We start from the raw sequence: 19031 nt of genomic DNA on the forward strand, positions 1-19031 counted from the left end.
CTGTTATTAGCAATAGTAACATTTCAAGAACGATCGGTCAAGAATTATTTTTTCATAGTTCCTAGTTGGATATTACCAGAACCCATCAAGAACACTGAAATCTTTTAGTATTAATAAACCCATAGGCAGTTTTTTCGTCTCTTAATTAAAGAGGGCCTACCTAGCATGACAAGCAGGTGGTTTTCGGGTAGAAAAATACTCGCAAGGTCGGCAAAGTTCAGCCAGCCTTGCGATTTCATGGTTATCTATAGGATATTAACTCTTGATTTCAGTACCATCCCTAAAGGTAAACAGTACGTCCGCTATTCCAGCCTGGCCCTAATTCCTATAAGATGCATTTTGTTTATTAAGAAAGCATCAATTAGATTGTATTTTAGCATTAAAAATACAGACTGTTCCAGCACCGGTGAAGCATTTACTACAAGAGATGCACTTTGCTGGAACGGCAGCATCTTCCGACCAGCGCTTGACTAAATCACTTTCACGAATAAATGGTCTGCAAAGAGCAATATACTCAATTGCAGTACTATTTAAAACTTCTGTTAGACCTTTTACATCCCGATTACCGCCTACTAATATGACCGGTATCTTGGTTTCTTGCGCGATTTCATCGGCATATTTTTTAAAGTAGGATTCTTGTTCAGTTGAAACTCGGCGGGAGAAGCCCTCGTTCGGACGCGATGCAGGATTGCCACCGCTGATTTCAATCCCGTTTATTCCTAATTCTGCCAACCTGTGGCATACATACTTGCAATCCGAAAAAGTCATTCCCTGCTCAAAAAAATCCTCGCTGTTGATTTTTATAAACACTGGATAATCCGGACCAACCCTGTCCCTTATTGCTTCATAAATTTCCAGCACCATTCTTGACCGATTTTCTTGATTACCACCATATTCGTCTGTCCGGCGGTTATAATAAGGTGTCAAAAATCTATTTAATAAATAGCCATGTGCCACGTGCATCTGGATACCATCAAACCCGGATTTCTTAGCTCTATCTGCCGCATCAGCGAACGCTCTTTGTACAAATGCAATATCTTCCTTTGTCATTTCCTGCGGCGTAATTTTATAAGCAAGGTCTTCCACAGCACTTGGCCCCCACACTACCTTACCACTATTTGCGGCAACCGAGGCTTGTGAACCGTTGCTTACAAGTTGCATAATGATTTTGGCATCATATCGGTGAACCATCTCGGTCAGCTTTTGATACTCATTGATAAATGTATCATCATAGATCCCTTCCTGTCCTGGATAAACACTCTCTAAATCACTTACAAAAGTAAGCCCCGTGATAATTGTGCCTACTCCCCCTTTTGCTAAATCTTCATAGATTTCATACACCTTTTCTGTCATATGACCATTTTCATCAGCAAATCCGTCATAGGTTGCTGAGCGGATAAATCTGTTTTTCAGCCTCATACCTGCCAGTTCCGTTTTGTCAAACAAAGATTTCATTGAATTTTACTCCTTTTAAAATATTTTTATATATGAAGTTCACACAAAACATCCCCTGCAAAACCCTTGATACAATGTACATCATAATTTTCCATAGAGAGCATTATGAGAACGTTCATTCTAGTTTTAACAAAAAAAAAATTTATTTATTCAGCAGTGCTAAAGAAAAATCTGCAATACGATGTAATTTATCTTTACTCGCTGTGGTTCTTGCAAGTAGCCGAATCCCCAGCAAAGTATTGTGCAAACTTTCCGCCAAAACTTCTGCATCATAATCACACGAAAATTCACCTGTTTGCTGTCCTTTGCGAATAAGATCCTCAAGAAGATGCTCTGTTCGAATAAATGCTTTTTCTGTCTTTTCGTTTACCTCCATATCTCGGAGAGCCAGCTCAGCTGCAGAATTCACAAATAGGCAGCCCCAGTGGCTATCTCCAGCTCCTTCGATCATGAGATCAAAGATAAACTGTATAGATTGTTTTGCTGTTTCTGCATGTGAAGTTTCAGACTTTAGTTTGGCATTCATAAATTCTGCAAAGTAATCTAGCGCTTTCAAAAATAATGTATGCTTATCACCAAAGGTATCATATAAACTTCTACGATGGATTCCCATATGCTCTACCAGGTCACTCATAGATGTCTTTTCGTAGCCTTGTTCCCAAAATAATTCCATGGCTTTCTGGAGAACTACACTTTCCTCAAATTCCTTGCTGCGTCCCATTACTTTCCCTCCTGTTGTTGTAATAGTAGCATTTTGAGAACGATCGGTCAAGAATTATTTTTATAGAAAAATCGCTGATCGAATATCACCTCAACCCCGATCGGCATTACATTTATTAAAGTACCTCCCTTACCTCAACACCCACTTTAAACACAACGTCACCTCCGCCATCGATTGGATCATTACCTTTTCCACAAACCTCCGAAATATCACATCGTCAAACTTGTCAATCCCACTCTCCTGCGCCATCAAATAATTCCGTAATTCCTCCAGCGTTTCTCCCGCATCGCCCGAACAAAAGCCTTTTCTTTAACGGCTTTTTGGTCACAAGCCGAATCGCCGTTCATCTGATGGCTGATGCAAATCCAAACGTGCTTCTTATTTTTACCGGAGCCCCAGGCTGATCTTCTATGCGTCCGATAACGAAGCTTACGTCAAGTGAATATCACACCGAAACCTCAAAAAACACCAAATTCAGGCTTGAGGGGCCGATTTTGGTGTTTCAAACCAAAGCGTTTTAGTGTTTTTTGATTAAACCTAAGATCTTCCAAATACTCGTGATTCCTTCAATTCTCTATGCTGTTCTATAGTTCAATATTAGCAGTTTAAGAGCCTTGTCCATTACAGACGGACTTCAATATGTGTTGTTTCTTTTGCCTTTAGCACAATTATACTGATATAATCTTGCTATATTATAAAAATATTTAAAAGGCAGGGTCACAGCATGAGTAAAATTGTTGCATTTATCGGTAGTCCAAGAAAAAACGGATATACCTCTAAACTAATTCAGGAAGTAATCAAAGGAGCTCAATCAAAAGGCGCTGAAGTAAAAGTCTACGACCTTAATGATGAAGGTATCAAGGGCTGTCAAGGCTGTTTCTATTGTAGGAGTCATGAGGGCTGCGCTACTAAAGATTATTTACAACCAATGTATGAGGATATAAAAAATGCTGACGGTGTTATTTTTGGCTCACCCATCTATTTCATGCAAATCTCAGGACAATCCAAGCAGTGGCTTGATAGAATGTACCCTATGCTTGAAGGTACTGGATTCCCATTCCAAGCCCGTTATCCTGGAAAAAAAGCAGTTACAATTTTCTCACAAGGAAACGCGAATAAAGATGCGTTTCAAGCTACTATCCAGTTCGTCAATGGCGCCTTCTCCGCGTTCGGTTGGGAGCTAACAGATAGCTTGCTTTGTTCACATACAGGTTCGCCCAATTTCAAGCTAACGGATGAATTATTAGAACAGGCATATACTGCAGGAGAGTTACTTACTAAATAAGGGATACATTCCTAGTAAATTTTCATTTCTACTTAAAACCAATTCCATCACCGAAATTAGATTCAGATCTTAATCTAATTTCGGTGGTTTTTTTGAATGTCCCTAACCGGCGGTATGCTAAGATGTAGAATGAAAGCTCTGGTGTTTACAAGGTTTCAACATTCATTCAAATCTTATACAAGAACCACTTACAACTACTCAATTCGTACTTCAGCTGAAATTGCTTCATCAGCCCGTGAACCTCGCTCTGACACTCATAGACCTTCATACGATTTCCTGCAAGCTTTTCTTCAGAGATTCTAATAATCATCTCAACTTTAACGACTTTGCCTTCATGCCGGAAGCGAATCGGACGTGGTGTACCGGGGATATCAAACCATGCTATCATTTCGATGGGAGCCATAACGACTTTCATCTCAGCCACACTTCGCCCAATCACCTGTGATACACTCGGTGCATCCTCCGATATGTAACAGTTTGTTCCGGCACACTGGGCATTGATCGTGGGAAATTAACCATTCTTCGCAGTGTTCCATGCAATACGATTTTCGCCCGCAGTCTTTACAAACGTCTCTCATAGCTATCGCCCCTCAGTACATGTATTTGGTGTTTATCGAACTTATGTTCTATTATATCCATATACTGAAGGAATATCAATGGAAAAATCTTTATACTATAATTTTATCAACTCTCGAAGACAAAACGTTGCAGGCTGAACTGACACTTTTGTACCGTTGGTATCATTATTGACATGGTGACTCATTTAAGCATAAAAATTAAACGCTCGCAAGGTAGCAACCAACCCTGCGAGCGCTTTGTAGGTAGATTTTATGACTTCACTACCGTACCATCCCTAAAGGTAAATTGAATATTATCGGAAGCATAGATTGTAACCTTATCTAGGACCGCATACCATAGGGTTTCATCAAACTCCGTCAAAATAGAATCCTGCTGTAACACCGTATCAAGAAAGGTATCCAATTGTTCTCGTTTTACTCGACGGGCTTGGCGTTGATCCTCGATCTTTTTAATTTCATCCTTGGCCTTCTCGTATCGCATTACTAGTCCCATATAGCGTTGTTGGTATTCCAATTGGTCTAAGCCTATGCGCGAGTTCTCCTCAACACATTGCCGAATCAGCTCAGTAACCAGGGTAAGCTCGTGCTGCAAATCTTCAGTTTGAACATTCAAAGAAGTGGTATCCGTCAGCACATGCTTTATCATTTTACAGTTCTCTATAATCTCATCTTTATTGCTAATCAATTGGTTCATGGAATTCAAAAATAATTGCTTTAGGGTGTCTTCATAAACATGTGGGGTACCACAATTATTGGGGCCTTTAAATTTATGGTTACATTGCCAAATCGTTCGCCGGTAGTTGCTGGTGGAGTGCCAAACCTTTGAGCCGAAGAAACTTCCGCACTCCCCGCAAACAATTTTACTAGAGAAACAGTTTGCCCCACTGTGATGTCCACCGTTTTCTTTTCGCCGTTTCATCTCAAATTGAACCATATCGTATACATCCGGCTCGACAATCGCCGGATGACTGTTTTCTACATAATACTTGGGGATCTCTCCCTCGTTCACTTTTTTCTGTTTTGTGAGAAAGTCTACTGTAAAGGTCTTTTGAAGGAGCGCATCTCCTCTGTATTTCTCGTTGGTAAGAATACTTTCGACCGTACTGACCTGCCATTTCTGTTTACCTGATGGTGTTGGAATTTCATTTTTAGTGAGGTGATTTGCAATGCCCGACGGAGTCTTCCCTTCAAGAAAAAGCCGATAAATTAGCCTTACAGTAGCAGCTTCTGATTCCACAATCTTTGGCAGACCATCGTTACCCTTTTCGTAACCAAGGAACTGCTTATAGGGAAGACTGACCTTCCCGTCGGCAAAACGCTTTCTTTGACCCCACGTTACGTTTTCAGAAATACTTCGGCTTTCCTCTTGGCAGAGACGAGGGGACCTGCACCCCCGGATAGAGGAGCTACCGCAAAAGCATACCGCTTAGGTCTATGTTAGTTTATGTGATACAATACGGGTTATAATATCTTTTATAATATTTTTGAAAAATATTTTTTTCATTTGATTTGATAGTAGCTCGAAATGAGGCAAGGTTAGAATATTTCACGCAAATTCTTTAAGTTGCAAATATAGAAAATAGTCTTCGGAGATGTAAGTAATATGGGTAGTACTGGAATCCCTAAATCCTCAAATTCGACGATGCAACCACGACCCGAAAAGAAACCTTTTGCGGTCTACCATTATAAACATAAAAAAAGGTTATTCCCCCGCCTCATGGCATGGTCTTTTAGTATATTCCTTTTGCTCTTTTTGGGGTTTCTTTATTGCCCTCTTCAACCTTTTGAAACGCTGCGTAATTTCTGGGTGGAAAGTGCAATGACGTCAATGAGTCATCAGTATTTAGCAGAATGGCTTTTTAGTGATGCCGAGATTCAAAAAATACTGGACAGCGACCAAGCTAAAGATTTGGGAAACTCCGATCCGACCTTAATTAATACGCGCGGTACGAATAAGAATAATAGCACCGAGCTTATTGACATTAATCAAAATGGGTTTACTGGATACTTACTTAAGGTTAGTAATCCTGGACGCGTGAGAGTGGCAGCAACGCGTTATCTAGGGAAAATGGGCGAAAGAGCTGAGGACATAGCCGCGGTTACTGGGGCTGTAGCAGTCATTAATGGTGGAGCTTTTAATGATCCACAGGGCAACGGAAGCGGTGGGCACCCACAGGGTATCCTTATTTCGCGCGGTAGACTTTTATACAAGGATTCTGGAGTTTCAACCTACGATATCATTGGAATGAACCAAAGAAATGTTCTTGTACTAGGTCGTTATACCTTAGCTAACATCAAACGGATGGGGATACGTGATGCAGTTACATTTGGTCCTTTTCTTGTTGTCAATGGTAAACCTGCCATAACCCATGGAGATGGAGCATGGGGGATTGCTCCAAGAACAGCCATAGGGCAAACAAAGGACGGCACAATTTTAATGCTGGTCATCGACGGACGCCAGATTGGGTCACTAGGAGCTACTCTAAAAGACGTTCAGGATATCATGCTTAAATATGGCGCCTACAACGTAGCCAATCTTGACGGCGGGGCATCAACTGTCCTCTATTATCACGGCCAGATTGTAAATCACCCATCCAGTCCATACGGTGAACGCCATGCGCCATCCTTTTTTATAGTGAAATAGATAGACAAAAATATGTAAGAAGTCCATGAGCGGTTTATTACACCACCGCATAATTTTTGGATGATCAGCTTACGTCTGTTTGAAGCTTCTCCTACAAACCGGCTTTGAAGGGACTCCCTTCATCTCAGGTACAACATCGTGCTCTTCGAGCATGTTCTTGGCACAACCCAACGCCCCCGGCTGGGCCAATACCACCGATTTGGTGTGTCCGAATGCGCCCACCCAACGCTCCTGGCGTGAAGATTATACTGGTTCAATGCTAACAAAACTACTTGAAATGGTCTGGGATTTAAAGAGACATTAACCTTAAATATTGTAAGTTACCGTTTATTCTCAATATTTTTTCAAAAATGCCGCTCGGCTCAAAATTATCTTTGGCTGCTCAATAACTTCATATCCCAATTTTTCTAATAACCCCATAGTCTCCTGAAATGATTGTTTAGAAACATGGAATTTTGGTTCAACGATTAATAATTTTCCGCCAGATTTTAATATTGACTTTATTTCTTTGAAAAGATTCTCTTGATTTGGAACTTCATGAACCATATAAAAAGCTAAAATCACATCAACTTTTTCAGAAACACCTATCTTACTCTCTTCACACTTATGAAGCTTGATTCTTTTCTCTAGCTCAATATTTGTGATCTTTTCTTTTAATCTTGATAGCATCCCTTCTTGTAAATCAACTGCTATAACTTTACCCTTTGTCCCAATTATTTCAGCTGCTGGAATAGTAAAAAAACCTGGCCCACACCCAAGATCAAGCATTGTTATTCCTGGTTGAAGATAAGGTTTTAATATTTTTATTGGGTTTTGAAATATTCTCCGAATACGGTTATCTAAACCTCCAGCATGTTCGACAGGGCATACTCGTCGATTATCCGTCATTTATTGACCTCCTCTACTGAAAATTGGATAAAAAATGATGCAGCTAAGCTAAATATCCTTTAATAAAATGTTACTTGTAGCATAACGAGCATCAATTCCATAGTTTTTTGCCCTTTGTTTCATTTAGTAAAACCCTCCCCTAAAAAGCATTAACAGGGACATTATAGAAGAAGTTTTTAAACTGGTTATAAACATTTCCTAAAGATTATATCAATTTATACTTTGGCTATTTGCGCCAGCCCATAACGCTCTTCGAATAGAAAGGCCACCTCCGGTGACCGCACACTCAAGACAAAGCACTTGACTGCTGGATAGGCTTTATGAAGACGTGTTATTTCAAACCGCATGTTCTTCTTGAACTTGGCAAGGCGAAACCGGTGGGTGAGTTAGTATCGCATTTGCAGCTTCAAATGGCTTACTGTCACTTTTGGCTGAATATCCTATGGCGGCATATCCTTTAAGCCTCTTTTGGTACATCCGCTCAAGTACACCAACCTGGATATCCACGTAATCATAAATCTGCACTTCATTCTTGTTTTGATACACCCTATGAAGACGTCCGGCATATTGCTGAACTGTCCCTTTCCAGGCAACAGGCATTGCTAGAAATAGTGTAACTAACCTCGGTTCGTCAAATCCCTCACCAACAAATCTACCCGTGGCAACAATAACAATATTACTATCATGAGGAATACTTGATAGCATTTCCAGCTTGGCTTTTCTTTCTTTAGTCGTCATTCTGCCAGTTAACTCAATAACATTGGGAATAGATTTCGCTAATTCCTCTGCAATCAGTTCAACATGCGCTTTCCTCTCAGTCAATATAATAGGGTTCCGTCCTTCTTTTACACATCTAATTACATCATCAATAATTAATTGATTGCGAATTTGGCTAGTACTGATTTCAGAATATATTTCCCCAATAGACCATTCCTTTTCGTCTTGGCTAACCGGTTTTCTAAATGACGTAAAGCGTGGAATGATATACTGCTCAAAAGGTCTTTTTTCAGCTTGCTTTCTGGCATCCACCTTATATCGAACCGGACCGCAGTGCATGAATATTATGGGATGATGCCCATCCTGCCTCACAGGAGTCGCTGTAAGCTCGTAAATATATTTTGCCGAGACGTTTTTAAGTATCTGTTCAAAGCTGAACGCAGGTACGTGGTGGCATTCATCAACAATAACCATGCCATAATCCCGGACAACATCTTTTACTTCGTCACCTTTTACCAATGACTGCATAACCGCAATATCGATAATCCCACTTAAATTCTTCCTGCCTCCGCCAAACTGTCCAATAATACTACGAACCTTTTTCCTGCCTCTTCTTGTAACAGGATCTGCGGGCAACTCTTCATCTATTATCAAGAATTGGGTCAACCGCTCTTTCCATTGCTCCAATAGCTGCTGCGTATGAACAAGTACAAGCGTGTTGACTTTTCTTTCAGCTATTAGTTTTGCCCCTATTACAGTCTTTCCCAAAGCAGTTGTTGCAGATAAAACCCCATTATTGTGTTGCAACATATGACTTACGGCATCTACCTGTTCGTCGCGAAGCTGACCATTAAATTTAACCTTTATGGTTTTGCCCAAAAAGGTTTCGTCTTCCCATTTGATATCGGCTCTCAATGGTTCAAATAAATTTGTTAAATTAATCTCACAACCTCTTCAATGCCAAACCAAGCCGAATTTTGAAATTTTCATTTTCAACCTTCAGTCTTTTATTCTCTTCCAGCAGCTTTTGATATTTTCCATAAAGTTCTTCGTAATTCATTGTTTTACGTATCCCTATAGAAATTTGGGAAAATTTGTAGATATAACTTTATTAGTTGGGTCCAAAAAATACTAAGATATATCAAAAGCAGATTTCAGCCTGCCCTCCACTTTTATAGCAAGCTTCACAGCCTTTTTTCCCCCAACGTTTAACTGCCAAATCACAGTAGACAGTAGCGAGATCAATATCAAAACAACATCCTTCTGAAGGGTTTAATTTCCGTGTCTTTAGTTACTGATTAATCCTTTTCATCTGTTTATTGATGTCCCTTCTTTCATACATAATACGGATAACGATAACTATTTCATCATCAGCATTTGGAATATAAAATACAATGAAATTATCTACTTGCATCTGTCGTAGTCCTCTACTGTACCATGGTTCTTTTTCAAAGACTCGAAATCGCTCAGGCATTTCATTCAAGCTCAGTATTCCTTTTTCAATTCTTTCCAATTGTCTAACTGCTGTCTCAGGCTCAAGCAAAGTAAACGCAATATATTCATAGATGGCTCTCAAATCAGTATCGGCTTGTTTTGTTAATATAATCTTGTATGTCATATGCCGTAATCTCTATGGATATCCGAAAAAACCTTCTCTGCAGATTTTGTATTTCCTTGAGTGAAATCAGTATATCCTTTTTCCAATTCTTCATTAATCTCTTTCTCAGTTAAGTCTGAAAGTGCTGCATGTTGTATAGGAGGAAGCTTAACATCAAAAGGAATTCCTCTCTGCATAACAACCTGTTTTAAAAATATATTTACTGCATTAGATACCGGAATACCCAATTGCCCTAAAACTGATTCTGCCTGTTCCTTAAGCCCTGGTTCAAGCCTTACATAGAGATTTGTTGTTTTGGCCATGGCGAATCACTCCTTTCATATATATATATATTATGCTATTGTATATACAGAAGCAATACACTTACCAGAATTAATGGTTGGTTCAAAATATTTTTTCTTAGCTTTATACTCTTACACAAAGACTCCTTGTTCCCCCACCTAGTACCCGCTATTTTTACGTATTTATGGACCCCTGAGTCGTAAATCCATAAAACTATCCACTGAAACCTATTTACCCTAAAAACTTTCAATGAAGTAACGTCAACGTGCGTCGGGTGCTTGATTTGTCGGTTTAGATAACACACCGACCAAACAATTCAATAATTTAACGGCCAAGAGGTTAATACCTTACTCGTCATCTTCTGACTTACCTTACTCTTATGTTTTCACCAGGAAAGATCAGATGAGGTCGATACTTTAAATGTGGGTTTCTATGAAGTAAACGGTGAACTGTGGTGCCGTCACGTCACCACCCGATCGTTTTGAACATCTCATCACTATATATACCAAACCTCCCATAGTCTCGTAAAGGTAGATCCCAAAAACCTAGGGGGGCGTTATCTTACAAGAGATCATTAGATTCAAGAACATTTTTGATAGCCGGATGCAAATCCTCTAACTTTTTTTGTATTCGTTTAGTCCTGAGTATAAGTACGGCCCTATAAGAAAAATTTCCCCCAAACTATCAGTTTGAGGGAACATATTTTATCCTTACTAATCACTACATTTTAAGCATTCTTTTCAATATTTTACCTGAGCTGTTTTTAGGAAGCTCAGATACAAATTCGATTTTTCGAGGTATTTTATAACCGGCAAGATGTTCTTTCAAATATCCAAATACTTCCTTAGAAGTGCATTCTTCATTATCTTTAAGAACAATAAAAGCTTTCACAGACTCGCCTCGCAATTTGTCCGTAATTCCGACAACCGCTGCCTCTTTCACCTTCGAATAGTGATATATAACTTCCTCAACGTCCCTAGGATATACATTCAAGCCACCAGCAATGATCAAGTCTTTTTTCCTGTCTACGATATAAATATATCCTTCTTCATCTTTCTTCGCAAGGTCCCCGGTATGCAGCCAACCATTCTTCATTGCCTCTTCTGTTTCTTTCTCCTTATTGAAGTATCCTAACATTACATTGTCACCGATGGTTATCAGTTCACCGACATCACCAGCCGGTAGTTCCATATCGCTATCATCAACAATCTTGCATTCAACACCACTAAGAGGCAGACCTATAGAGCCTGCCTTCTGTATTCCATCCAAAGGATTGAAGCATACTACAGGAGACGCTTCTGTCAAACCGTATCCCTCAACAACTGGGAGCTTCAGGATATCTTTGGCCTGTCTTAGTACTTCTACAGGCAGTGCTGCTCCCCCGGAAATTGCTAAGCGAAGTTTAGGGAAAGTAACGGTATTCTTGCAGGCCTCTAACAATAATACATACATAGTTGGAACTCCCGCAAAAACAGTAACTTCATCATTTAATAAAGATTCTATAACTTCTTTTGGATGAAACTTTTCTAATATCGTAACTGTTGCACCGCTCCATAAAGGGTTAAGAACACAGACTGTAAATCCAAAAACATGGAACATCGGAAGCACGCACAAATAGTTATCATTTACAGTCCCACCAAACGCAATCCGTGACTGTTCAGCATTTGTAACTAGATTTTTATGGGTAAGCATTGCGGCCTTTGGGTTTCCTGTAGTACCGGAGGTATATAAAAACGTGGATACGGCATTCTCATCTGTAAAATCCTCAACTACTTCAACCGAGATTTCAGAAATAGTTCTCTGAAACTCCTCATTCAGAACAATAATCTTAATGTCCAAAAGCTCTTGGAGCGATTCTTTGCTTCGCTTTATTGTTTGAAGAATTGCAGGGTGCATAATCATAAAACTAGCTCCGGAATCGTTAACCAAATATGTAATTTCATCCAGGGTAAGCTGCATATTCATTGGAACAATAATTGCTCCATTTTTTACCACACTTAAATAGGAATAGATATATTCAGGTGAGTTCGGGCAACTCAGTAGTACTCTTTCTTCTGCCTTAACTCCCAGTTTCAATAGTAGACTTGAATACTGACTAACTGTTTTATCAAGCTGTTCATAGGTGATACTATTTCCCTTAAATTTTATCGCGATAGAATTGGGATTATATTCTTTCTTATAAATTTTTCCTACCATAATGACCCCCATAAAATACTAGAACTTGATAGATTTAATAAAAAAACAACACAAATATAGCAATCGTATTATACTATACATCGCTTCGTATTAATACGAAATTGTAATTTCTTTGTTAAATCAAAATTCTGCGCCCCCCCATACAAAATAATGCCCTCTTCTTTGAGTAGGGCTTTTCGCAAAAATATATGTACAAACAAAAATATAAATCAATATCGAGATTGGAACTGATAACAAATAATCATCTCCTTTGCCATCATACACCCTCTTTACATTTGCTTATCCACAAATCGACTTCCCATCCAATCCATCCCCATCACCTTCCCGTATCCACTAGCTAAGCACATCCCATCCTGCGGGATTGAAGGAGTTCGGTGGTTTGACGGGTGGCTAGGTTTTATACGAGGTGGCTATTTCTTCTTGAGGTTAGCTGGGGCGCGGGAGAGAATACCGTCAGTTATAGATCAAAAAATATACTTTAGAAAGAAACTCCTTGACCCTAACACTGATGTCATACTTTATAATTAGGTATACAAAAAAGTAGGAGGATTACTTTGAATATAAGCACTTTATCAAAGAAGACCGGTGTAAGTGTTCGTTCCCTACGTTACTATGAAAGCAAAAATCTTCTCCAGTCACGACGATTAGAGAACGGTTATCGGGATTACGATGAAATAGCTGTGCAACGAGTTAAAATTATCCAACTTTATTTGGGGCTTGGGTTAAATACAGACGAAATTGAACGTGTTATTGAATGCCCAATCAATTGGCCTAATGAACAACCACTCTGTGAGAAAGCGTACAAGCTTTATCATGCTAAACTGACGGAAGTAAATAAGCAAATAGAGTTATTAGAAATGTTGAAATCACGCCTGCAACAAGGAATATCAATCTTTGAAAATACAATTGCAAGAAAGGACAGTAATAATGATAATTGATAGTCACCAACACGTTTTACTACCCAATGAAAAACAACTGGAAATAATGACCGAGGCTGGACTTGATCTAGTAATACTATTTTGTACAACAATTCACCCTGAAACCGCTATTGACATGGAATCATTCACAAGAGAAATATATACTCTTTCTGAAATTCTTAATGGTAATCGCAATGCCCAAGAGGCTAGAATCCAATCACTTAAAGAACAATTAAGTGTCATTAAAGAATACCCCAATAAATTTATTGGTTTTGGAATGGTTCCGTTGGGTTTATCTGAAGAGTCAACTGCCGAAATGATCAAGGAAAATGTAATTAAAAATGATTTTCGTGGTCTTGGTGAATTCACTCTAGCCCCTGGACAAATGCGCCAGTTAGACCCGATTTTTTCAGCAGCAACAGCATTTAATAACCTGCCATTATGGATTCACACATTTGCGCCTTTAACTTTAGACGATATTAAAGATATTAATAAGCTATCAAAAAAGTACCCACGCATTCCTGTTATTTTGGGTCATCTTGGTGGCACAAACTGGCTAGACACCATAAAACTAGCTAAAGAAAATCCAAGCCTTTATCTAGACTTATCAGCAACATTTGCAACAATTGCCGTTTCATTTGCGATTAAGGAATTACCTGATCGTACACTTTTCAGTTCGGATGCACCTTATGGCGATCCAGTATTAGCTAGAAATACTATCGAAAGGGTTGCCGCCGATAATTACATTCGTGATCGAGTATTGGGTGAAAATATATCAGAGTTACTCAATCTATAAGTATTTCTAGGTCAACCTTTATACCTACCGAGTCGCCGAAGGAATTTCACCTTGTGCGGAACCTGTTGAGGCGAATTCCCAGCACCTAGCTCATTCACCCCATCACGATGTGACGCATCACTCATCCCTTCAGTTTGGTGAGCGTCTTTGGGATAGGTAATGGCATCCCGCAGCAATGGCAGTTAGGGATAACTGGGTTTTGTGGAGTTAGAGGAGTTGGTATTAACTGTGCAACCGAAGATCATGTCAAGCCAAATAATCTGATTCATATGGATATTTAGACGCAACTCTCCATCCAACCCATCCCCCATCCTCCACCTTCATTGTCCATAGTAAATGTTGATTCGTAGACTTCAACTTTCTCGAATCCTCTTTCATCTTCCCAAACATCAACTGCTACTGACTTATTTGTCTTGGCTAACCGTAAACTCTTATTATTATTGTTTTTTGCTCTGACAATTGTATCAATACCGAGATTTCTACAGTGGTTAACCAAATTGAATTACAGGCAAGAGCATCATAAACTACAACATCAATTAAGTTCTTATGACTCTTAACTACGTTTGAGATAAGTCTCTTCCCTTCGTTTAGTTCTCCTTTATCCTTTGTAGCAGCATCTTGTCCGGGCTTGTGCATCTCAAAGCCAATAACAAGTTTTGGTCCATTCCCTACTGTTGACATTACAGCGCCACTGTGAAAGGAATGAATCTTTTTCCCCTTGGTGTTTTTCAAGCATTTCGGACAACTTTTCTTATTGCTCCCGAAAAACTTTGTTCCATCAATTGCAGCCACAGTATATCCGTCGATTGTTCCATCATTAAAACCTTATTCTCAACTGACTTTTTTACAATGTGATAATTAATTTGGTTTAATCTGTTTATATCAATTACCTTGAGTGTGTCCCTGATCGCATCAATCTGCGGCAACTTTGTTCCTCGGTGAAACAGTTTACTAAACTCGTTGTTCTTTATCATGAAATTAAGCTCATTAAAGCTTTTTATCCTAAGCAAAAAACCAAATAGCACAGGCAGAATTACTTGGCCTGTGCTATAAGTGGGGTTAACTCTCCCGTCAGTCAGCTTATTCATGCCGTGATCAATTTGATAAACATTCTTCATGTAGTTTACCAATTTTACAAAGTAGTTCTTTCTCATTACAACCTCTTTTCTCCACTGATTTTATCAGATAGAGAAGTCTGACAGAAGGTAAAAAAACTCGGAATTTGATACACTTTTGAAAAAGGTCATGATGCGTAATATCAATGGATAGACATAGTTGAGGCTAAAGTGCTGAACTAAATGAGTTAGGTGGACAGATCACTATCCACCTATTATTTTCTTAAAGCCTTTACGGTGTTCTGATTTTAATAGCACAACGGTTTGTTGTAGTATAAAACAACGAATCATTGTTTGAAAAAGTGGTGGGAATAACATAGTCTTGTCATAAGAAATAACATTCATCTATCCGAGTGAGTCGATAGTATCAATGTTTAAGCAAAGTGAAGAGTATGCGGAAGGATTTACAAGGTGTTATGATTATTTCTTGGACAGCGTTTATACTGAAGTAAACCACAGACCGTAGGAGTGATTCCAAATGAAAACGAAATATCTTCCGAAGTTCATAGAGATTATGCCTATACTTGCGGAAATAACTCGAGAGAATATGACTATCGTTGTACATGATCTCGTTAAAGAAACAATTCTTGCCTGTGAAACGGCGAAAACTCTGCCATCAACAGCCTTTAAGATTGGGGATTCTTTTAAACTTGAGGATCGTCCGGCATTCCGCAAAGTTAAAAAAGAGAATAAACAAATTGCGGCGATGGTTCCAAATAATTTTTTTGGGGTTCCCATCAAGCTGATACTTACCCCTGTTGAGGATGAGACGGGAGCAGTTGTTGCAGCGATTGCCATTTATAAAGGTATAGAAAAGGAAGAAAAAATTAATGGCATTTCTTCTATACTCCATACTTCTATCGAACAATTAAGTGCCGGAATAGAGGAAATTGCATCCAATTCGCAGGAGCTTGCATCCTTTATCAAAGAAATCGTTGATTTCAGTTCCCAAACTCAAAATAATATTGGTGGAATCAGCAATATCGTCAGGGGTATTAAAAACATTTCTTCTCAATCGAATCTTCTGACACTAAATGCCTCAATTGAGGCAGCGAGGGCCGGAGATGCTGGAAGAGGATTTAGTGTAGTGGCTAAAGAAATGGGTAAACTTTCTAATCTGAGCAAAGATTCTTCGGATAAGGTAGAGAAATCTCTCCTAAATGTAAAAGAAGCTATTGAAACGATTGCGCGACAAATTGTCAAAACAAGCCTTGCTTCCGATAATCAAGCCGCTACTACAGAACAAATTGCGGCAACAATCGATGACATTTTAGGCGTTACCAAACAGCTTTCTGATATGGCAAGGATTGACACTATGGGAGAGGCTTTAGGAGAAGGATAAGGCCCATTAACCCATTTCTAGCAGTATGCCAGGATAAAATAAAATAGGCCGGGCATTATGCCCTGGCACTGCAGCAATTTAGCTTTTGTTATTATTCTCGCAGGTCATTATTGATTTAATTTCAATTGTAATGTATTTTTTCTCCATCAGTTACTTAATATGGTCATAAAACGAGACACCTTCCCCTACCCCGATATTAGCCTCTTTATTTGAATGTCAAATCTCTATGCACTGCTCAAAATTAATTCGTCTTTATACTTCAGCAGATATAGACCTTTTAATAAAGCCTCACTAATTCCCGCTGGGTTTTAACGTGCTTTTTCAGTCGTCTTAATAAAAATAATTGTATGATGTTTGATGCGATAAATATCAAATATAGGACTGCTTCTACGGCCTTCCCGCCATGCACAAAGCAATGCTCTAAGCCACACTCACTTTTCAAGTTCTTGAAGATTGAGTTCTCAATATCCCATCGCGCTCTAATTATTCTAAACAATGTTTTAAGCGACATATCCATACAGGTAGTTACAATCATAATTTGTGAGTGCTTCTTATCCTTAGGTATCATTGCGAATTTAATAAAACGCAATGCCTGCTTTATGTTGTCCATAGTAAATGTTGAGTCATAAACTTCAACTTTCTCAAACCCTTTTTCATCTTCCCAGACATCAACAGCCTTCGATTTATTTGTTCTCTTTTTGGCCAACCGCAAACTCTTATTATTATTGTTTTTTTATTATTGTTTTTTGCTCTGACAATTGTATCAATACCAAGATTTATACAGTGGTTAATCCAAACGGAATTACAGGCCAGAGCATCATAAACAACAACATCAATTAAGTTTTTATGACTCTTAATTACGTTTGAGATAAGTCTCTTCCCTACGTTCAGTTCTCCTTCATCCTTTGAAGCAGCATCCCGTCCGGGATTGTACATCTCAAAGCCAATAACTAGTTTAGGTCCATTCCCTACTGTTGACATTACAGCGCCACTATGAAAGGAATGGGTCTTATCGCCTTTAGTGTTTTTCAAGCATTCTGGACAGCTTTTCGGCAGCTCATTGAAAGAGGCATTTTCTTGTGCTATAATGCACTTGCAGTTTATGTCAAAAGCGATAAAAAATACATCATATGGTTTTGAAAGGGTTCGGCTTAATGGAAAGTAAACATATTGACGGTGATCGGGACTTCAACCTATTTTTACTGGCAGGGTTGTTCGCTGGGATCGGTGCAGGCATTAATACATCGATATTCAACAACTATTTAAACGACATATTCCGGCTGTCCGAGAATCTCAGAGGTTTCCTTGAAGTACCGCGGGAAGCGCCGGGTTTCTTTATCATGCTAATTTTGGCGGTTTTAAGTTTTTGCGGTGATGTACGAATTGCTATGCTCGGTATGGCAGCGGCAGGATTGGGGATGCTTGGCCTCGGCCTGTTGTCGCCGACCTTCGCGGTTATGATTATCTGGATGATGATGTACAGCCTCGGGACACACATGGTCATGCCCGTCACGCCATCCATCGGCATGTCCCTGTCCAAGCAGAATTCTTTCGGCGCCAGGCTTGGAACGGTTAGCGCTTTCGGTCTGTTCGGCAGTATTGCTGCCTATGTTTTTGTCTTCCTGAGCTTTCACTTCCTGCATATGACCTATCAGATTGCCTTTATCGTAGGTGCTGTTTTCTATGTGTTCGCAGCTTTAGCGGTGGGGCTGATGAAGAAAGGTGAACCGAAAGCCAGGAAAGTCAGATTTGTTTTTCGCAAACGCTATACGCTCTACTATGTACTGGCCGGCGTTAGCGGTGCACGGGCACAGATTTTTCTGACGTTTGCGCCATGGGTGCTGATTAAAGTGTTCGGTGTGCAGCCCCAAATGTTTGCCATCCTGGGAATGATTGTCGCCTTGGTGAGTATCGGCACACGTAAGATGATTGGCAGACTGATAGACGTCCGGGGCGAGCGATTCGTTCTGACTTTGGAGGCCGCTTTATTGTTCGCCATCTGTCTTGGATATACGTTCTCTGCCGCTATTTTTCCCGTTGGCATCGCTGCGGTGATTATCGCCGGCTGCTATGTCATCGACAATTCCATGGCTGCAGTCGAAATGGCACGGTCAACTTATTTACGGAAGATTGCCGTCGATCTTGCTGACGTGACCCCAACACTATCGACAGGTGTGAGCCTGCAGCACGTCGCTTCAATGATGATTCCCGTTTTTGGCGGGCTTTTGTGGTCGGCTTTTGGATATCAAGCTGTATTTATGGGTGCAGCCGTTATCGCTTTACTCAACTTTATACTTTCACGCAGAATTAAGATTGAGGTTGATCCCGCCATTAAAGCGAAGTGAATAAAACATATTCGGCCGGAAAGTACATACATATATAATTAATATGCCTTGAATTACGTATGATTATCGTATCTCAAGGTCTTAATTTTTGAGCGATTTCTTGACAATAGTATCAACTAATTCATTTCTACC

General features: G+C 39.6%; 18 protein-coding genes. 6 read left to right on the forward strand and 12 right to left on the reverse strand.

All coding sequences use genetic code 11. From position 1 onward, the window contains the following. Positions 1-357: 357 nt before the first annotated feature. Both B5Y67_RS02755 and B5Y67_RS02760 read right to left on the reverse strand, forming a co-directional pair. The gene (locus B5Y67_RS02755; protein ID WP_088225043.1) at positions 358-1455 is read right to left on the reverse strand and encodes an NADH:flavin oxidoreductase; all 1098 of its coding nucleotides are present in this window, start codon (positions 1453-1455) and stop codon (positions 358-360) included. 142 nt (positions 1456-1597) lie between these two features. Then, a complete protein-coding gene (locus tag B5Y67_RS02760; protein WP_088225044.1) occupies positions 1598-2176 on the reverse strand; it encodes a TetR/AcrR family transcriptional regulator in 579 nt (192 codons plus the stop codon). 724 nt (positions 2177-2900) lie between these two features. Here B5Y67_RS02760 and B5Y67_RS02765 point away from each other — a divergent pair. Beyond that, complete coding sequence (locus tag B5Y67_RS02765) at positions 2901-3461, forward strand: flavodoxin family protein (RefSeq protein ID WP_088225045.1); 561 nt, start codon at positions 2901-2903, stop codon at positions 3459-3461. A 166-nt stretch (positions 3462-3627) separates the two neighbouring features. On the opposite strand, the gene B5Y67_RS02770 is transcribed toward B5Y67_RS02765, so the two are convergent. Both B5Y67_RS02770 and B5Y67_RS02775 read right to left on the reverse strand, forming a co-directional pair. Further along, positions 3628-3876: a hypothetical protein gene (locus tag B5Y67_RS02770; RefSeq protein WP_088225129.1), complete on the reverse strand. Its 249-nt coding sequence runs from the start codon at positions 3874-3876 to the stop codon at positions 3628-3630. 413 nt (positions 3877-4289) lie between these two features. Continuing rightward, positions 4290-5276, reverse strand: a complete 987-nt coding sequence (locus B5Y67_RS02775; protein ID WP_242975797.1) for a recombinase family protein — start codon at positions 5274-5276, stop codon at positions 4290-4292. Positions 5277-5858: 582 nt separating this feature from the next. Here B5Y67_RS02775 and B5Y67_RS02780 point away from each other — a divergent pair. Beyond that, positions 5859-6683 carry a phosphodiester glycosidase family protein gene (locus tag B5Y67_RS02780; protein WP_242975798.1) on the forward strand — a complete coding sequence of 275 codons (825 nt, stop codon included), beginning with the start codon at positions 5859-5861 and terminating at the stop codon, positions 6681-6683. A gap of 333 nt (positions 6684-7016) precedes the next feature. Here B5Y67_RS02780 and B5Y67_RS02785 read toward each other — a convergent pair whose 3' ends face one another. The 5 genes from B5Y67_RS02785 to B5Y67_RS02805 all read right to left on the reverse strand — a co-directional run bounded on the left by B5Y67_RS02785 (position 7017) and on the right by B5Y67_RS02805 (position 12384). Next, positions 7017-7571 carry a class I SAM-dependent methyltransferase gene (locus tag B5Y67_RS02785; RefSeq protein ID WP_088225048.1) on the reverse strand — a complete coding sequence of 185 codons (555 nt, stop codon included), beginning with the start codon at positions 7569-7571 and terminating at the stop codon, positions 7017-7019. A gap of 336 nt (positions 7572-7907) precedes the next feature. Then, positions 7908-9167: a DEAD/DEAH box helicase gene (locus tag B5Y67_RS02790; protein ID WP_242975799.1), complete on the reverse strand. Its 1260-nt coding sequence runs from the start codon at positions 9165-9167 to the stop codon at positions 7908-7910. A gap of 412 nt (positions 9168-9579) precedes the next feature. After that, positions 9580-9906 carry a type II toxin-antitoxin system RelE/ParE family toxin gene (locus B5Y67_RS02795; protein ID WP_088225049.1) on the reverse strand — a complete coding sequence of 109 codons (327 nt, stop codon included), beginning with the start codon at positions 9904-9906 and terminating at the stop codon, positions 9580-9582. Further along, the gene (locus B5Y67_RS02800; protein ID WP_088225050.1) at positions 9903-10208 is read right to left on the reverse strand and encodes a type II toxin-antitoxin system RelB/DinJ family antitoxin; all 306 of its coding nucleotides are present in this window, start codon (positions 10206-10208) and stop codon (positions 9903-9905) included. Before B5Y67_RS02800 ends, B5Y67_RS02795 begins: the two co-directional genes overlap by 4 nt. 700 nt (positions 10209-10908) lie before the next feature. Then, entirely contained in the window at positions 10909-12384 is a 1476-nt protein-coding gene (locus tag B5Y67_RS02805) for a long-chain fatty acid--CoA ligase (RefSeq protein ID WP_088225051.1), read from the reverse strand. Between the two features lie 554 nt (positions 12385-12938). On the opposite strand from B5Y67_RS02805, the gene B5Y67_RS02810 reads away from it, so the two are divergent. Both B5Y67_RS02810 and B5Y67_RS02815 read left to right on the forward strand, forming a co-directional pair. Next, positions 12939-13322 (forward strand): MerR family transcriptional regulator, encoded by a 384-nt coding sequence (locus B5Y67_RS02810; RefSeq protein WP_088225052.1) that lies wholly within the window; start codon positions 12939-12941, stop codon positions 13320-13322. Continuing rightward, positions 13279-14097 carry an amidohydrolase family protein gene (locus tag B5Y67_RS02815; RefSeq protein ID WP_348982279.1) on the forward strand — a complete coding sequence of 273 codons (819 nt, stop codon included), beginning with the start codon at positions 13279-13281 and terminating at the stop codon, positions 14095-14097. The genes B5Y67_RS02810 and B5Y67_RS02815 overlap by 44 nt, the downstream gene beginning before the upstream one ends. Positions 14098-14514: 417 nt before the next feature. Here the strand turns inward: B5Y67_RS02815 and B5Y67_RS25730 are convergent, their stop codons facing one another. Together B5Y67_RS25730 and B5Y67_RS25735 are read right to left on the reverse strand one after the other, a co-directional pair. Continuing rightward, a complete protein-coding gene (locus tag B5Y67_RS25730; protein ID WP_242975800.1) occupies positions 14515-14778 on the reverse strand; it encodes a hypothetical protein in 264 nt (87 codons plus the stop codon). Between the two features lie 47 nt (positions 14779-14825). Further along, positions 14826-15251 (reverse strand): hypothetical protein, encoded by a 426-nt coding sequence (locus B5Y67_RS25735; RefSeq protein WP_242975801.1) that lies wholly within the window; start codon positions 15249-15251, stop codon positions 14826-14828. 439 nt (positions 15252-15690) lie between these two features. Between B5Y67_RS25735 and B5Y67_RS02830 the strand changes: the two genes are divergently transcribed. Then, on the forward strand, positions 15691-16554 hold the full coding sequence (locus B5Y67_RS02830; RefSeq protein WP_088225054.1) for a methyl-accepting chemotaxis protein: 864 nt from the start codon (positions 15691-15693) through the stop codon (positions 16552-16554). A gap of 277 nt (positions 16555-16831) precedes the next feature. On the opposite strand, the gene B5Y67_RS02835 is transcribed toward B5Y67_RS02830, so the two are convergent. After that, the gene (locus tag B5Y67_RS02835) at positions 16832-17260 is read right to left on the reverse strand and encodes a transposase (RefSeq protein ID WP_170932560.1); all 429 of its coding nucleotides are present in this window, start codon (positions 17258-17260) and stop codon (positions 16832-16834) included. Between the two features lie 448 nt (positions 17261-17708). Between B5Y67_RS02835 and B5Y67_RS02840 the strand changes: the two genes are divergently transcribed. Continuing rightward, on the forward strand, positions 17709-18899 hold the full coding sequence (locus B5Y67_RS02840) for an MFS transporter (protein WP_088225056.1): 1191 nt from the start codon (positions 17709-17711) through the stop codon (positions 18897-18899). Positions 18900-19031: the final 132 nt, after the last annotated feature.

Source organism: Desulfosporosinus sp. FKB (assembly GCF_002196705.1).
In the GTDB taxonomy this organism is placed as follows: Bacteria; Bacillota; Desulfitobacteriia; order Desulfitobacteriales; family Desulfitobacteriaceae; genus Desulfosporosinus.

Coding starts and splice junctions, on each gene's coding strand:
- B5Y67_RS02780 (WP_242975798.1), top strand. CDS start 5,859: ATGACGTCAATGAGTCATCAGTATTTAGCAGAATGGCTTTTTAGTGAT.
- B5Y67_RS02840 (WP_088225056.1), top strand. CDS start 17,709: ATGGAAAGTAAACATATTGACGGTGATCGGGACTTCAACCTATTTTTA.
- B5Y67_RS02770 (WP_088225129.1), bottom strand. CDS start 3,876: ATGAAAGTCGTTATGGCTCCCATCGAAATGATAGCATGGTTTGATATC.
- B5Y67_RS02805 (WP_088225051.1), bottom strand. CDS start 12,384: ATGGTAGGAAAAATTTATAAGAAAGAATATAATCCCAATTCTATCGCG.
- B5Y67_RS25730 (WP_242975800.1), bottom strand. CDS start 14,778: ATGTCAACAGTAGGGAATGGACCAAAACTTGTTATTGGCTTTGAGATG.
- B5Y67_RS02795 (WP_088225049.1), bottom strand. CDS start 9,906: ATGACATACAAGATTATATTAACAAAACAAGCCGATACTGATTTGAGA.
- B5Y67_RS02755 (WP_088225043.1), bottom strand. CDS start 1,455: ATGAAATCTTTGTTTGACAAAACGGAACTGGCAGGTATGAGGCTGAAA.
- B5Y67_RS02830 (WP_088225054.1), top strand. CDS start 15,691: ATGAAAACGAAATATCTTCCGAAGTTCATAGAGATTATGCCTATACTT.
- B5Y67_RS02800 (WP_088225050.1), bottom strand. CDS start 10,208: ATGGCCAAAACAACAAATCTCTATGTAAGGCTTGAACCAGGGCTTAAG.
- B5Y67_RS02760 (WP_088225044.1), bottom strand. CDS start 2,176: ATGGGACGCAGCAAGGAATTTGAGGAAAGTGTAGTTCTCCAGAAAGCC.
- B5Y67_RS02765 (WP_088225045.1), top strand. CDS start 2,901: ATGAGTAAAATTGTTGCATTTATCGGTAGTCCAAGAAAAAACGGATAT.
- B5Y67_RS02785 (WP_088225048.1), bottom strand. CDS start 7,571: ATGACGGATAATCGACGAGTATGCCCTGTCGAACATGCTGGAGGTTTA.
- B5Y67_RS25735 (WP_242975801.1), bottom strand. CDS start 15,251: ATGAGAAAGAACTACTTTGTAAAATTGGTAAACTACATGAAGAATGTT.